General features: G+C 74.0%; 9 protein-coding genes. 2 read left to right on the top strand and 7 right to left on the bottom strand.

Features of this window, described 5'->3' with window-relative positions:
* Nucleotides 1-27: 27 nt before the first annotated feature.
* The 3 genes from ABT369_RS34020 to ABT369_RS34010 are packed head-to-tail and all read right to left on the bottom strand — an operon-like array spanning nt 28 to nt 5235.
* Nucleotides 28-3030, bottom strand: coding sequence for an AfsR/SARP family transcriptional regulator (locus ABT369_RS34020; RefSeq protein ID WP_350618160.1), 3003 nt, complete (start codon nt 3028-3030; stop codon nt 28-30).
* A gap of 55 nt (nt 3031-3085) precedes the next feature.
* The gene (locus ABT369_RS34015; RefSeq protein WP_350618158.1) at nt 3086-4477 is read right to left on the bottom strand and encodes an MFS transporter; all 1392 of its coding nucleotides are present in this window, start codon (nt 4475-4477) and stop codon (nt 3086-3088) included.
* Nucleotides 4474-5235 (bottom strand): glycerophosphodiester phosphodiesterase family protein, encoded by a 762-nt coding sequence (locus tag ABT369_RS34010; protein ID WP_350618156.1) that lies wholly within the window; start codon nt 5233-5235, stop codon nt 4474-4476. The genes ABT369_RS34015 and ABT369_RS34010 overlap by 4 nt, the downstream gene beginning before the upstream one ends.
* Before the next feature lie 104 nt (nt 5236-5339).
* Here ABT369_RS34010 and ABT369_RS34005 point away from each other — a divergent pair, with 104 nt between their 5' ends.
* Nucleotides 5340-6827 carry an Hsp70 family protein gene (locus tag ABT369_RS34005; RefSeq protein ID WP_350618154.1) on the top strand — a complete coding sequence of 496 codons (1488 nt, stop codon included), beginning with the start codon at nt 5340-5342 and terminating at the stop codon, nt 6825-6827.
* A gap of 69 nt (nt 6828-6896) precedes the next feature.
* Here the strand turns inward: ABT369_RS34005 and ABT369_RS34000 are convergent, their stop codons facing one another.
* From ABT369_RS34000 to ABT369_RS33985, 4 genes are all read right to left on the bottom strand, one after another.
* Nucleotides 6897-7658 carry a hypothetical protein gene (locus tag ABT369_RS34000; protein WP_350618152.1) on the bottom strand — a complete coding sequence of 254 codons (762 nt, stop codon included), beginning with the start codon at nt 7656-7658 and terminating at the stop codon, nt 6897-6899.
* Nucleotides 7659-7669: 11 nt separating this feature from the next.
* The gene (locus ABT369_RS33995) at nt 7670-9589 is read right to left on the bottom strand and encodes a dynamin family protein (RefSeq protein WP_350618150.1); all 1920 of its coding nucleotides are present in this window, start codon (nt 9587-9589) and stop codon (nt 7670-7672) included.
* On the bottom strand, nt 9586-10425 hold the full coding sequence (gene grpE / locus ABT369_RS33990) for a nucleotide exchange factor GrpE (protein ID WP_350618148.1): 840 nt from the start codon (nt 10423-10425) through the stop codon (nt 9586-9588). Before grpE ends, ABT369_RS33995 begins: the two co-directional genes overlap by 4 nt.
* A gap of 64 nt (nt 10426-10489) precedes the next feature.
* Nucleotides 10490-12004, bottom strand: a complete 1515-nt coding sequence (locus tag ABT369_RS33985; protein ID WP_350618146.1) for a dynamin family protein — start codon at nt 12002-12004, stop codon at nt 10490-10492.
* 227 nt (nt 12005-12231) lie between these two features.
* On the opposite strand from ABT369_RS33985, the gene ABT369_RS33980 reads away from it, so the two are divergent.
* Complete coding sequence (locus ABT369_RS33980; protein WP_350618144.1) at nt 12232-14769, top strand: LuxR C-terminal-related transcriptional regulator; 2538 nt, start codon at nt 12232-12234, stop codon at nt 14767-14769.
* Nucleotides 14770-15020 lie beyond the last annotated feature (251 nt).

The raw sequence follows: 15020 nt of genomic DNA, 5'->3' as shown, positions 1-15020 counted from the left end.
CGTCGGTTGGCGTCACGGCGCAGAAGCCTACTTGTTCGCCTTCTCGTCGATGTCCCGTAGGAGGGCGGCCACCTCGGCGTGTTCGGTGACACCCATCGCCTCATAGAGGTCCGCCGCCGTCTGCAGCCGGTGCCGCGACAGCCGCGGGTCGCTCGTGCACAGCCCGAGGCCGTGGTAGGCGCGGGCCTGCTCGTAGCGGTACCCGGCCCGCATCGCCCGCTCCAGGGCCCGCGCGTACTCGGCCTTGGCCTCGTCGAGCCGGCCCACCGCCTGCAGCCCGGCGCCGTGGTTGCTCGCGGCCAGGCAGGCGATGTGCGGGTCGAGGTGTGCGGAGTCGCGGGCGGCCAGCGCCAGCAGCTCGAGGGCCTCCTCGGTGCGGCCCAGCGCGACGAGGCTCATCCCGAGGTAGCTGCGCGCCTCGCAGATCACCGCCATCCCGAGCTCGGGCAGGATCCGCTCGACGGTCCAGCGCAGCAGCAGCTCGGCGAGGTGGTGCTGGCCGAGCGCCTGGCGGATCACGGCGAGCTCGATGGCCCCGTTGAACGCCAGCTGCGCGTTGGAGGCCCGCCCGGCGGCCAGGGTACGGCGGGCGGCGATGAGCGCCTCGCCGGTGCGCCCGCGCAGCCGCAGGATCGTGGTGAGCGTCGTCCACTGCCCGCCGTAGACGATCACCTCGGCCGGGTAGATCGCCTGCAGCGAGTGCTCGAGCAGCTCGAGGGACTCGGTGAGGCGGCCGGCGAACTGGTACACGGCGGCGAGGTTGGAACGGGCCCGGGCGCCCCAGATCGGGTGCTCGGCGATGAGCAGCAGGTGCCGGGCCGCGTTGTTCTGGTCGCCCTCGCGGGCGTAGGCCGACGCGAGGTAGTTGTGGGTCATCGCGATCAGGCCCTCGTCGGCGAGCGCCTCGGCCGCGGCCAGGGCCCGGCGGTGCAGGTCGATGGAGACGTCGTTCATCGAGTTGCGGAAGAGGTACCCCCACACCGCCCTCGGCAGCAGGCACGTGTGCCGGTGCCGGCCGAGGCGGTCGGCGAGCTGGGTGACCGCGATCAGGTTCCCGATCTCCAGGTCGAGCCAGCGGCGGGTGCTGGCGAGGTCGGCGAAGCGGGGCACCCACGGCTGCACCTCGCCGACGTCGATCGCGCCGCGGGCCCGGCCGCCCTCCCAGGACCGGGTGGCCGCGGCCGCCGCCTGCAGGTAGAAGTCGAGCATCCGGTCGATGGCCGCGTCCCGCTCGGGGTCCTCGGCGGCCAGCTGCGCCGCGTACTCCCGCAGCAGGTCGTGCAGCCGGAACCGGCCGGCGACGGGCTCGATGAGCAGGTGGGCGTCGACGAGCCGGCCCAGCAGCTCGTCGGCGTCGCGGATCGGCAGGTCGGCCAGGGCCGCGGCGGCCCGCACCGCGAACTCGCCCGACGGGTGCAGGCCCGTGAGCCGGAACAGCCGGGCGGCGGCGTCGTCGAGGGCGCGGTACGACAGCTCGAACGCGGCGTGCGGGGACCGGCCGTCGACGGTGAGGTCGATCGGGGCCGGGTTGGCCTGCCGGAGCCGGTCGGCGAGGTCGGCGACGCTCCACGACGGCCGGTGCGCGAGCCGGGCCGCGGCCAGCCGCAGCGCCAGCGGCAGCCCGCCGCACAGGCGCACGACGTCGGCGACGGCCCGCGGGGCGCTCTCGGCCCGCTCGCCGACGACGGTGGTCACGAACCGGACCGCGTCGCCGTCGTCGAGCACGTCGAGGGAGACGCTGTGCGCGCCGTCGAGCCCGCCGAGGCGCCGCCGGCTGGTGATGAGCACGAGGCTCGCCGACGCGCCGGGCAGCAGCGGGGTGACCTGGGCCGGGTCGGCGGCGTTGTCGAGCACGACGAGGATGCGGCGCTGGGCGAGCTCGCTGCGCCACCGGGCGACCCGCTCGTCGGGGTCGGCGGGGATGCGCTCGGGGTCGAGGCCGAGGTGGCGCAGCAGCAGCCCGACCGCGTCGTGCGGGGCCAGCGGCGGGCGCTCGCCGTGCGCGCGCAGGTCGACGAAGAGCCGCCCGTCGGGGTAGCGGTCGGCGACGAGGTGCGCGACGTGCACGGCGAGGCTGGTCTTGCCGACGCCGGCCATGCCGTCGACGGTGAGCACGGCGGGCACGTCGTCGCGGCCGGGCCGGGCGGCGCGCACGAGCCGGTCGACGAGGTCGTCGCGGCCGGAGAAGTCGGCGATGTCGCGGGGGAGCGTCCACGGGGTCGGCACGGGCAGGGCTCGCGGGGCCTGGGCGGCCAAGCGCTCGATGGGTGCCATGCCGAGCAGGGCCGGCGGGCGTTCCTTGACGGCGGGCGGGGGTTGCAGCAGCCCCCGGTACAACTCCTGCAACGCCGCGCTCGGGGCGAGCCCCAGCTGCTCGTCGAGGGCCTCGGCGAGGCGCAGGTAGACCGCGATCGCGTCGGCGGTGCGCCCGACGCGGGCCAGGGCGGTCATGAGCTGCCCGTGCAGGCGCTCCCGCAGCGGGTGCTGCTCGACGAGGCCGGTCAGCTGGCTGATCAGCTCGGCCTGCAACCCCAGCTGCAGCTCGACGTCGAGGCAGTCCTCCAGGGCGCTGTTGTGCCGCTCCTCGAGGGCGACGGCGGCGGCCTGGACGCCGGGGCTGTCGACGCCGGCGAGGGCCGGGCCCCGCCACAGCTCGAGGGCGCCGCGCAGGTGCTTGCGGGCGGCCTGCAGCTCCCCGGCGGCCATCGCGGCCCGCCCGTCGGCGACGAGCTGGGCGAAGACGAGCGTGTCGAGCTCGTCGGGCTCGATGACGGCCCGGTAGCCGGCGGTGTCGGTCTGGATCGCGCCGGGCAGCTGGCGGCGCAGCCGGGACACGCAGGTGTGCAGCTGGGCGCGGGCGGTGGCGGGGGCGGCGTCGCCCCAGACGGCGTCGACGAGCCGGGGCAGCGTGACGACCCGGTTCGGCTGCAGCAGCAGCATGACCAGCAGAACCCGGTCGCGGGTCGCGGAGATCTCCAGCCGCCGGCCGGCGACCTCGACCTCCAGCGGACCGAGCAGCCGGTAACGCACGACCGAACAGTAACGCAGGGTGTCACGTACACGACACCCGCCAGTCAGGAGCCCGTCAGAGCTTGGCCGGCGGCGTGTTGCCGGAGGCGACGATCGCGCGGCGGATCGGCACGAACAGCAGCACCACGAACCCGGCGACGAAGAACACCACGAGCGCGATGATCGCGATGCGGTAACTGCGGGTCAGGTCGTAGGCGAGGCCGAACGCGAGCGGGCCGAGCCAGCTGGTGCCCTTGTCGGAGATCTCGTAGATGCCGAAGTACTCGCCTTCCTTGCCCTTCGGGATGAGCTGCGAGAACAGCGACCGCGACAGGGCCTGGCTGCCGCCGAGGACGAGGCCGATCCCGCCGCCGAGGATGACGAACGGCACCGCCTGCCCGGCCGGCAGGAAGAACGCCACGATGATGACGACCGTCCACAGCACCAGGCTGACCAGGATCGTCTTCCACGCGCCGATGGCCTTGGCGAGCCGGCCCAGCAGCAGCGCCCCGGCGAAGGCCAGGAACTGCACCATGAGGATCGTGGGCACCAGGACGCCGTCGGGGAGCTTGAGCTCCTCGGTGCCGTACTGGCTGGCCAGGGAGATGACGGTCTGGATGCCGTCGTTGTAGATGAGGTACGCGACGAGGAAGAACAGCGTGAGCGGGTACGCCCGCAGCCCCTTGAGCGTGCCCCACAGCTGCTTGAAGCCGCCGGTGAGCGGGTTGCCGCGCACGGCGCCGGGGTCCTCGTCGGCGACGGGCCGGTTGCGCAGGGCCAGCAGCGGGATCGTGGTGAACCCGGCCCACCAGACGCCGGCGGAGACGATGCTGTACCGCGCCACCTCCCCGGTCGTCATGCCGAGGCTGTCCTTGAACAGGACCGCGATGACGTTGAGCAGCAGCAGGGTGCCGCCGCCGAGGTAGCCCCACGCCCAGCCGAAGCTGGAGACCTTGTCCCGCTCCTGCTCGTCGGCGATCTGCGGCAGGAACGAGTTGTAGACGACGACGGAGGCGCCGAAGGTGATGTTCGCCAGCAGGAACAGCCCGGCGCCGAGCAGGTACCGGTCGCCGGTGAGGAACAGCATCCCGGCCGTGGCCGCGGCGCCGATGTACGCGAACAGCGCCAGCAGCTGCTTCTTACGCGGCGACCGGTCGGCGATCGCGCCCACGACCGGCAGGACGAACACGGTCAGCAGCACCGACAGCGACACCGTGTACGGGAACAGGGAGCCGGGGGCGATCGCGATGCCCAGCGGGTGGATCGCGGCGTCGTCCGGACAGCCGGAGTCGGGGCAGTTCGCCGCGGTCTCGGCGATGGCGGTCAGGTAGGGGCCGAGGAAGACGGTCACGACCGTGGTCTGGAACGCCGAGTTGGCCCAGTCGTAGAAGTACCAGCCGACCCGTTCACGGCGGGAGCTGAGCTCCACAGTGGACCCGCCGGCTGACTCGTCCTGGACCCGCGTCACGGCCAGATGCCTCGCTTCACGTAGACGTCACGCAACACCTCGATGTGATCGGTCATGATGCCATCTACGCCGAGGTCGAGGAAGTGGGCGATCTCCGCCGGGTCGTCGATGGTCCACAGGTGCACCCGCAGCCCCACGCGGTGGCAGTAGTCCACGAACTTCTCGGTGGCCAGGACGATCCGGCCGTACCGCGGCGGGATCTGCACCGCGACGACGCTCTCGGCCGGGGTGTAGCGGCGCCCGACCTGGTAGGCCGCGAACAGCCCGGCGACCTCGCGCATGCCCATGGAGGTCGCCACGCCCGGCCCGGCGAGCCGGCGGATGCGGCGCAGCCGGGCGGACGAGAACGACGCCAGCAGCACCCGCTCGTGGGCCTTGAGGCGCTCCACGACCTCCACCGTCGGGTGTACCGCCTGCTCGGTCTTCGTGTCGATGTTGAACCGGATGTCCGGGTAGGCGTCGAGGACCTCGTCGAGCCGGGGCACCGCGGCGGCGCCGCCCACGCGTTCGGTCTGCAGGTCCGTCCACCGTAAGTCGATCATCCGACCCGGACGTCCCAGGAGCCGCTTGAGCGTGTCATCGTGGAACACGACCGCGACCCCGTCGGCGGTGGCGTGCGTGTCGGTCTCGATATAGCGGTATCCGAGATCGACGGCACGGGCGAACGCCGCTGTCGTGTTCTCGTCACCGGCTGCCGCCCCGCCACGGTGGGCGAAGCCCAGCGGTCCTGGGGCGTCGAGGTAGGGCACCTGCTTCACGCGGCCAGTATGCAGCGATCTTCGGTCAACTTTGCGCAACAGCGGGTTACGGCAGGCTTGACGGCCGACGCAGAGCGCGGAACGGCAAAGGTAGGGTGACGCACATGCGCGTGCTCGGCATCGACTTCGGCACGTCGAACACGGTCGCGATGGTCCGCACGCCCGACGCGCGGATGCGACCGCTGCTGTTCGACGGTTCCCCCCTGCTGCCCTCTTCCCTGTACTTCAACACCGACGGGAAAGTCCTGGTCGGGCGGGATGCCGAGCGTAATGCCCGGCTGGACCCGGCCCGGTTCGAGCCGAACCCGAAGCGGCGCATCGACGACGGCGAGGTGTTCATCGGCGACCACCCGATGCCCGTGCCGCGTCTGTTCGCGCACGTGTTGTCGCAGGTGAACGAGGAGGCCCGCCGGCAACTGGGCGCGGCCCCGGACGAGGTGCGCCTGACGCACCCGGCCCGGTGGGGCGAGCGGCGCCGGTCGCTGCTGCTGGAGGCGACCCGGATCGCCGGCCTGGGCACCCCGGCCCGGCCCGCGCGGCTGATCGCCGAGCCGGTCGGCGCCGCGTCGTACTTCACCGCCGTCCTCGGCTCGGCCGTGCCCGTCGGGCGCAGCCTGGCCATCTACGACCTCGGCGGCGGCACGTTCGACGCGACCGTGGTCCGCCGCACCCAGTCCGGGTTCGAGGTCCTCGCCGAGGACGGTCTCGCCGACGTCGGCGGCCTCGACTTCGACCACGCGATCGTCGAGCACCTCGGCAAGACGTACTCCGAGAGCCACTCCGCGAAGTGGGCGTCGCTGGCCAACCCGACCGACGCCTCCGACCGGCGGCTGCGGCGGATGCTCTACGAGGACGTGCGCGGCGCGAAGGAGATGCTGTCGCGGACCGCCTCCACCGACATCCACCTGCCGTCGATGGAGATCGACGCGCACCTGACCCGCGAAGAGCTCGAGACCCTCGTCAAGCCCTACCTGGAGCGCACGGTGGCGTGCCTGCGCCGGGCGATCGACTCGGCGCGGCTGCAGCCGAAGGACCTCGTCGGCATCTTCCTCGTCGGCGGCTCGTCGCGCATCCCGCTCGCGGCGCACCTCATCCACACGGAGCTCGGCGTGGCCCCGACGACCCTCGAGCAGCCGGAGACGGTCGTGGTCGAGGGGGCGCTGTGCATCGGCGCCGCGGTGGCCCCGGTCGGCACCTCGGGCACCCCGCGCACCGTCACCCCGCCGCCGCAGCAGCGGCCGATGCCGCAGCACACGCCGGTGTCGAGCGTGCCGGTCTCGCCGGCGGTCCGGCAGCCGGTGATGCCGCAGGTGCAGCAGCGCCCGCCGGTCACCGCGCCGCCCGTGGTGCAGCGCCCGCCGGTGGTCCAGCCGCCCGTCGTCCCGCAGCCGGTGTTCCGTCCCCAGCCGCAGCCGGTCGTGCAGCAGCCCGTCGTCCCGGCGCGCCCGGGCCCGTTCCCGCCGCAGGCCGCCCGGCAGGCCCCGGCGCAGCAGGGCGAGGCGACCGAGCGCAACTGGATCGCCGTGATCGTGGTGGTCCTGGTCCTGGTCGCGATCCTGTTCGTGATCCTGCTCTGGACCGCGCTCAGTTAGCGTTCCAAAACCAAAGCGCGGCATCGGTACCTTCAGCAGGTACCGGTGCCGCGTTGGTGTTTCCAGGGTCTACTGCGGGGCCCAGAAGGTCGCGAGGCTGCTCGCGGCCGGGTCCTCGGAGCCCAGCAGCATGCTCCACGGGTCGGTGCCGGCCGGGACCTCGAGGTGGGCGTAGTCGGCCAAGCCCGCGGGCTCGGCCGGGCCGTGGTGCTCCACGGCCGGGTCGAACGCCGCGGACAGGCTGTGGTCGGGGCCGCCGAGCACGTCGGCGTCGGTCCACGGGAAGCCGTCGACGGGCTCGGGCGGGTCCTGCAGGTGCAGCTCCTCGGGGAACTGCACCTCGTGCCAGGCCGGGTCGTCGGCGGACGCGTCGACGTCGGGGTCGGCGCCGAACGCGGCCTCGTGCTGGTCGTGTCCGGTGTCCCCGGCGTCGTGGACATCGCCATGGGCATCGCCGTAGTCGGGCTGCCCGTCGCTGAGGTGCGCCGGCGCGGCGTCCTCGGCCTGGCCCTCGTCGTGGCCGCCGAGGTCGTCGTGACCGTCCTGGCCGCTGTGACCGTCGTGGCCGTCGTGCAGCGACTCGTCGTACTCGGCCGTCGCGTGCTCGGTGCCGAGCGGCTCCTCGATGTCGGAGCCGTCGCCGAGGTGATGGCCGGGCCCGCTCAGGTCGTGCTCGTCCCCGCCGTAGCCGGCGTGATCGGCGTGGTCGGCGTCGAACCCGGCGCCGTAGTCCTCGGAGAAGTCGCCGTGCAGGTCGTGCCCGGCATCCCCGCCCAGGTCAGCGGTGTCGGCGGAGTCGTCGCCGTCCGACCATTCCCAGTGCCCGTCCATCGGTCAGCCCCCTACGCCTCGGCGGCCTCGGCAGCCGCATCGGCCGGCCCGGCGGGCGTGAGCGCGCGGATGCGCACCAGCACCTCGTCGACCTGCTTGATGCGGGCGCGGAGCCCTTCCCGTTCGGTGTTCAGCGCACCCTTGCGCTTGGCGCGCTCGGCCTTGTCCTCGGCCAGCGACTTGTCGATGTTCGCGATGTGGGCGTCGAGCTGCTTGAGCCGCCGCTCGATCGCCTCGTCGAGGGCGAGGGTCAGCGCGTACTGCAGGTCGGTGAACCGGTTCATGATCTCGTCCGACAGGGCGGCGCGGGCCTCGCCGAGGACCTCCCGCAGCCAGGTGCGGGCCTGGACCTTGTCGGCCATGCTCTTGCGCTTGAAGATCATGTAGGCGCCGGCGGCGAGGCCGAGGCCGACACCGACGACGGGCAGGACGAGCCCGGCCCCGGCCAGGCCGATCGCGCCGAGCGCGCTCGCGCCGCCGATCATGCCGGGGACGCGGGCGGCCATCATCGCCATACCGGCCGAGGACATGACGACCATCGCGCCCTCGCCGGACTGCTCGCGGCGCGGCTTGGTGCCCAGGGCGTGCCGCAGCCGCGCGTTGAGCCCGCGCAGCACGTGCTGCAGCTCGTTGGGGTGGAACACCTGCGCCAGGACGCGCTCGCCGACCTTGCGGAAGCGGAACTCGAGGTCGTGCGACAGCCGGACGCTCAGCGCGTACAGCGCCTTGTCGACCTCGGCCGGCAGCTCCTGCATGTCGCCGCGGCCGCCCTTGTCGATCTTCTCCATGAACTGTTCCTGCAGCTGCGTGATGTAGTTCCGCAGCCGCGAGGTGGCCTCGACGCGGGCCCGCTGGGTCTCCGTGGACAGCGCCAGGGACCACTGCCGCGACTCGGTGCGCTTGCGGGTGGCGACCTGCGCGCGCTCCTCCTTGGCCCGCTCGAAGTCGGCCGGGTCCGGGTCGGTGGCCTTCATCCGGTCGCCCAGCTCCTGGTCGAAGCGGATGTACTCCGAGCGGATGCTGCGCAGCACGTTGGCCTGCTGCAGCAGGTGGCCCTTGGAGGCCAGGTCGATCAGGGCGTGCTGGAGCTCGGCGATGCGCGACTCGCGGATCAGCTCGCCCGCGGCGTCCTTGGGCATCTGCATCGCCAGCTCGGCCAGCCGCGCCGACACCGGATACCACGGCGCGGAGGCGAACCGGGGCGCGTGGGTCTGCAGCTGTCCCTTGTTGTCGTCGAGGATCTTGCGCCAGCCGGGGTAGGCGTCGACCTTCGTCAGCGCGAACAGCACGAAGTTGACCTTCTTGCTGGCCTCGATGAGGAAGTTCATCTCCGGCTTGGAGAACGGGCTGGAGGAGTCCACGACGAACAGCAGCGCCGTGGCCTTCTCGACCGCGTCCATGGCGACCTCGGCGTGCATCGAGTCGAGGCCGCCGGTGCCGGGCGTGTCGATGAGCGTCAGGTACTGCAGCAGCGGCGCGGAGTGCTGGATCTCGATGCGCCGCGGCGGGCGCATCCCGTCCGGCAGCCGGCCCATCACGGTGCCCCAGTCGCGCAGGTCGCCCAGCCCGATCGGCACCGGGTCCTCGCGGCCGGGGATGTAGGCGCGGGCGCCGTGCTGCGCGTTGTGCATGAACTCGAGGTAGGACGCGGTGGCCACGGCGGCGTCGACCGGGGACAGGTTCGGCACGCCGATGAGCATGTTCGTCAGCGAGCTCTTGCCGCGCTTGGTCTCGCCGACCACGACGATCTTCGGCCGCTGCACGTCGCGGCGGCGCTCGGTGTCGATGTCGGCGGCCGCGTCCGGGTCGATCTTGCGCAGGTAGGCGAGGCTGCCCTCGACGCCGGCCTTGAGCAGCTTGCCCAGCGCCGCGGTCTGGTCGGCGGGCTTCTTCGGCGCCGCGCCGGCGGGTGCGTTGGGAGTCTGGGTCATCGTGGCTGCTCTCTGCGCGGCTGCTGCGTGGTGTGCTGACTGGGCTGCGGGACGGTCGGGTGCGCCCCGGTCGGGCCGCCGGCCGAGGCGGCGCGGCCGACCGTCGGGTGGGCCCCGGTGGCGCCGCCGGCGCTGCGGCCCGACTGGAACACGGTGACGATCGGGGCCCGCAGGACCCGCCCGTCGCGGTCGACGTAGCCGGGGACCTCGACGCCGGAGATCTGCCCGCTGAGGTTCGGGTCGTTCGTCGGGGTGGTGCCGCCGGCCTCGTGGTGGGCCGGGTCGAACCGCACCCCGGTCGGCTCCAGGACGGTGACGCCGGCCTCGTGCAGCGCGGCGCCGAGCCGGTCGCCGAGGGCCTTGCTCGTGACCCGGTCCCGCACGTAGATGGTGGCCTGCACCAGCGCCCGCCGGTCGGCGTCGGACTGCCCGCCGCGCCCGGGCGGCGCCGACACCGGGGCGGTGGCCCCGCCGGAGCCGCGGGAGGACAGCAGGAGCAGCAGGAGCAGGGCCGCGCCGACGAACAGGGTGCCGGCGAAGGCGACGAGGGCCGGCTTCAGGCCGAACGTCTCCTGCGCGGTGCACGCCTGCGTGGTGATGGACTGGGCCTGCGTCGTGTTGCCGTCGGGCTGCTGCGGGGTGCCGCCGCCCTTGATCGCGTCGCCGACCGCGTCGCTGACCCCGCCGCCGCCCCCGGCTTTCTGCGGGGCGGCGGCGCCGAAGGTCTGGGCGGGGCAGTTCGGCGCGCCGCCGACCAGGCCGGTCGCCGCGCCGGTGAGCACCGCGATGACGAGCGCCACGGCGACCGCGAGCAGGCGCAGGCTGTTGGAGGACATCTTCGGCTCCTGGGGGTGGGGGCCTCGGCTATTGGCTGTGCTGACCATATTGCTGTTCCCGTGATTATCGGACATTTGCCCCTCCGCCGCGGATGCGCTGGGAGAGCAGGTAGAAGCCGCGGTGCGCGACGAGCGCGACCCGGGACTGCGACGGGCTCGCGCCGGCCACGGCGTAGGCGCGCCAGCGGGTGGCGGCGTCCAGCGCGGCGCGGACCATCGAGTCGCGGTCGGCCTGGGGCAGGTTCAGGATCCAGCTCGGGTCGTTGGACAGCGCGAGGCGGGTCAGCTCGCCCTCCATCTGGTCGGGCAGGTCGACCGCGCCGGTGGTGACGAGCTGGGCGACCTCCAGCAGCCGCAGCCGGTGCGACTCGGGCTGCTGCAGCACCCGCTCGATCGCGTCGCGCAGCAGCTCCCGGTCGTGCGGGCGCTCGGCGTGGCTGGCGATCTTCTCGAGGCTGGACAGCGCCCAGCCGGCCTTGATGGCGTCGGTGCGCCACCGGAACGCGTGGTCGAGGGTCTGGCGCAGCCGCGGGAACCCGGAGGCCTGGAACAGCATCCGGACGAGCTCGCCGGTGGCCAGGGTCGGCTTGGCGACCAGCTGGGCGATGGCGAAGCTGATGCCGTAGAGGTCCAGCAGGCGCAGCAGCCGCTCGCGGGACTCGCGGGTGACCGGGCACTCGCGGGTCGTGAACAGGTCGACGGAGGCCAGCAGCACGGTCCGCTCGCCCTGGGGGAGCGCGGCGAGCTGGCGCAGGGCCTCGCAGTCGGCGGCGGTGAGCCGGCCGGCCTCGGTGGTCTCGGCGAGGAGGCCAACGACCGGTACGACATCGGAGACGACCCGGCGCAGGACCTTGGACTGGTCGTTGGCCAGCGGCGCGACGATCGGCCAGGGGTCCTGCCCACCGCCGGCGAGCTTGTCGACCTTGTTGAACAGCCCGAGGGAGTTGATCGGGTTGCTCGACAGCCGCGCGGAGATGGACCGGAACGCCTCCAGGGCCTGCACGTCGTCATCGCGGACCGACTGCGTGAACACGTAGATGATGGCCTCGGCGCCGGACAGCGCCCCCGCGGAGTCGGAGTCCAGGTCGTCGTCGATCGGCGCCTCGGAGAACAGGAACCGGCGCGCCTGGTCCGACACGGACGTGTTGGCGCTGGACAGGCCGGGCGTGTCGACGACGGTCAGGTCGCGCAGGTGGTCGCTGGTGAGCGTGACGTCGACGTAGGCGACCTCGTGGCGGGCGACGCCGAGGCGCTGGGGGATCATGCCGGCCTCGTCGAGCGGGAGGCTGACCCGGGCGCCGTTGCGCTTGACCACGTCGACGCGGTCGGAGGTGCCGTAGCGGAACTGCGTGACGATGCGGGTGCACTCGCCGACCTCGGTCGGCGCGACCCGCCGGCCGATGAGGGCGTTGACGAGCGTGGACTTGCCGGACTTGAGACGGCCGGCGATCGCGACCCGCAGCGGCTCGCCGAGCCGCCGGCGCACGTCGACCACCTGGGCCTGGGCGGCGCCGCCGAGGCGGTTGCCGACCTCGGCGCACAGATCGCCCACGCGGGAGCTCAGGGGTCCTGGAGCCACGGGGTCAGCTCCGCTTCGACGTCGGGCACAGACTGATCACCGACTGCGCGAGGCCGGTGGGTTCAGCCACAATGCCGACGTACCCTCGGGTGTCCAAGGGGTGGACCTCGCTCATTATTCGCTCCTGGGTGCAATCAGTACCGTCATGTCACGCACGTACGGCACACACATTACGAATATCCTGCGCGCGCAGGATCCCATGTTCGTGCCAGGAATGGAGGCTTCCCGTGCCTGAGGCACCGACTGATGAGCCCGTCGCCGGCCCGGCGGCCGCGCCGGCGGTGGCGTCGGCGGTCGTGGGCCGGGCGAGCGTTCCTGCCGTGTGGCCGCCCGCCGAGCTGATCGCCGCGGCCGTGGACGCCCTGCGTAACCCGGGTCTCGTGGTCATCGCGGGCACGGCCGGCACGGGGCGCACCGGGGTCCTCAAGCGCCTTGGGGAGTCCTTCCGCGGCCCGGTGTTCAGCGGCGGCGCCCTGGCGATGCTGCGCGGCGTGCCGGCCCTGCCCCTGTCCCGGGCCGTGCGGGTGCGACTCCCGTCACATGAGGCGCCGCTGCTCGCCGAGGCCGTCCGCTCCCGCGTCCGTCACGGTCTGCTACTGCTCGACGACCTCCAGTGGGCGGATCCGCTCACGATGGCCGCCCTCCCAGCCATCGCGGAGCACTGTCGGATAGTTGTCACACTCCGTACGCCGCACCGGCTGCCGGGCGACGCCGAGCGGGCCCTGCGCGCCGCGGCCGCCCGGTCCGGCGCCTGGCTGCAGATGCCGCCGATGCCCGCCGACGCCGCGGCCGCGCTCGTGCGCCAGCTCGCCCCGTCCGCCTCGGCCGCAGTCGTCACCGACCTCGTCCGCCGCGCCGGCGGCGTCCCGCTCGCCGTGGTGGCCCTGGCCAAGCACGCCGCGCAGGGCGGCACCCCGCGCGACGGCGGCGACGGGCTCGACAAGGGCCTCGCCTACACCGTCGCCGGAGCCCTCGCCGACCTCACCCGCCCCGCCCGCACCGCGATGGCCGCCCTGGGCCTGCTCGGCCGCCCGGTCACCGCGACCGTCCTCGGCGAGGGCCTCACCGAGCTGGTCGAGGCCGGCCTCGTCGAGCTGACCGACGGTGTCGCCGCGCCCGTCTCGCCCTACACCGCCGAGGTCGCCGCCGGCCTGCTCTCCGCCGAGGAGCGCGCCGCCGTCCACCGCCGCCTCGCCACGCTCGTCCCGCCCCGCGAGGCCGCCCGGCACCTCGCCGCGGCCGGCGCCGGCCCCGAGGCCTACCAGGTCGCCGTGACCGCGGCCGCGGCCGCCGAGTCCTCCGGCGACCGGGCCGAGCTGCTCCTGCTCGCCTGCGACCTGCCCGGCGTCGAGGCCGAGCCCGAGGTCCGCATCGCCGCCGCCCGCGCCGCGCTCGCCGCCGGCCGGCCCGGCTCCTGCCTGCGGGTCATCGACCCGGCCACCACCGACCCGGTCGCGGCCGTGCTGCGCGGCGAGGCGCTGCTGCAGCAGGGCAGCGCCGTGCCCGCCGCCGCGGCCGTCGCCGCCGTCCCCGACGACGCGCCGGCCGAGGTCGTCGGCGGCCGGGACCGCATCCGGCTGCTGTCCATGCTCACCACCGACCCCGGCGGCGCCCTGGCCCGGGCCGAGGAGCTGCTGCGGGTCCACGGCGAGGCGCCCGCACACCCAGGCCTGCGCGCGGCGATCGCGGCCGTGCGCGCCGGGACCCGCCAGCCCGGCTGGGAGTACGGGCTCGCGTCCGCCGCCTCCGCCGCCGGGCAGGCCGGCGACGCCCTCGCCGCCCGCTGGTCCGCGTGGCTGCTCGTGGAGACCCTCACCGCCGACGCCCGCCTCGCCGAGGCCTCCCAGGCCGCGGCGGCCGCGGCCGCCGCCTGCGCCGGGGACCTCGCCTACAGCTGGCAGACCCGGTTCCTGGCCGCCCAGCTGTGGTGCGACGCCCTGCGCGGCGACGGCATCGACGAGGTCGTGCGCCGGGCCGGGGACCTCGCCGACCGGACCCTGCCCGCCCTGGCCCGCGGCTACGCCGTCGCCGCCGCGAGCCTCGCCGAGGCCGACGGCGGCCTGCTCGCCCCGGCCCGGGCCCGCCTCGAGTCGCTGCAGAACCGGCCCGCGTCCGCCGGCCCCGTCCTGGACTGGGTCACCCGCGAGGCGGCCTGGCTCGACGGCCGCCCCGACCAGGCGTTCGAGCCCGCCGACGCGACCGTGTCCACGCCGCTCGTCGACGGGCTGCGGCGCATCACCGCCCGCTGGGCCGCCTACGACGCCGGGACCTCGTTCAGCGGCGCCGACGACACCATGCCCCTCACGCCGGTGCAGGTGACGTTGGAGGCGTGGAAGGCCCCGGTGCGCTTCGCCGAGGCCGCGGCCGCCTGGCACGAGCTCGCCCGCCGCGAGGAGGTCCGGTGCCTGCTGGCCCAGGGGCTGCTCGAGGAGGGCGCCGACCTGGCCGTACCGCCGTTGCTCGAGGCCGAGCGCCTGGCCGAGGAGGCCGGGCTCGTCGTGCTGCTCGGCCGGGCCCGCCGGGCGCTGCGGCGGCACTCGATCCGCCGCGACACCCGCGGCCGCCGGGCCGGCGACGACCTCACCGACCGCGAGCGGGACGTGCTGCGGCTCGTGGCCAACGGGGAGCCGACACGCCGGATCGCCGGGCAGCTGGGCATCTCCCGGGAGACCGTGGAGACGCACATCCGCTCGGGGATGCGCAAGCTCGGCGCCAAGACCCGCACCGAGGCCGCGGCGCTGGCCATCGAAGAGCTCGCCCAGTGAGCCCGCGTGCACGCTTGCGCCCGCCGGGCCTCTGTTTCCGCCTGCTCGTGTCCGACGGGCACGGCCCGCTCGTGTTTGACGCGCCTGGCCCGCTCGTGTTTGACGCGCCTGGCTCGCTCGTGTTTGACGGGCCCGGCGAGCGGGCATCCTTCACCTCCCCGGCCTCGGCATTGAGAGGCGTGGATGAGTAACGCGATGGTCTTGTGCGAGGCGGCCCCTTCATCGCATGGTGGGCGCATGTCTTCTCCTGT

This window comes from Dactylosporangium sp. NPDC000244 (genome assembly GCF_040300725.1).
Taxonomy (GTDB): Bacteria; Actinomycetota; Actinomycetes; order Mycobacteriales; family Micromonosporaceae; genus Dactylosporangium.
This window is presented reverse-complemented; position numbering and strand designations above follow the sequence as displayed.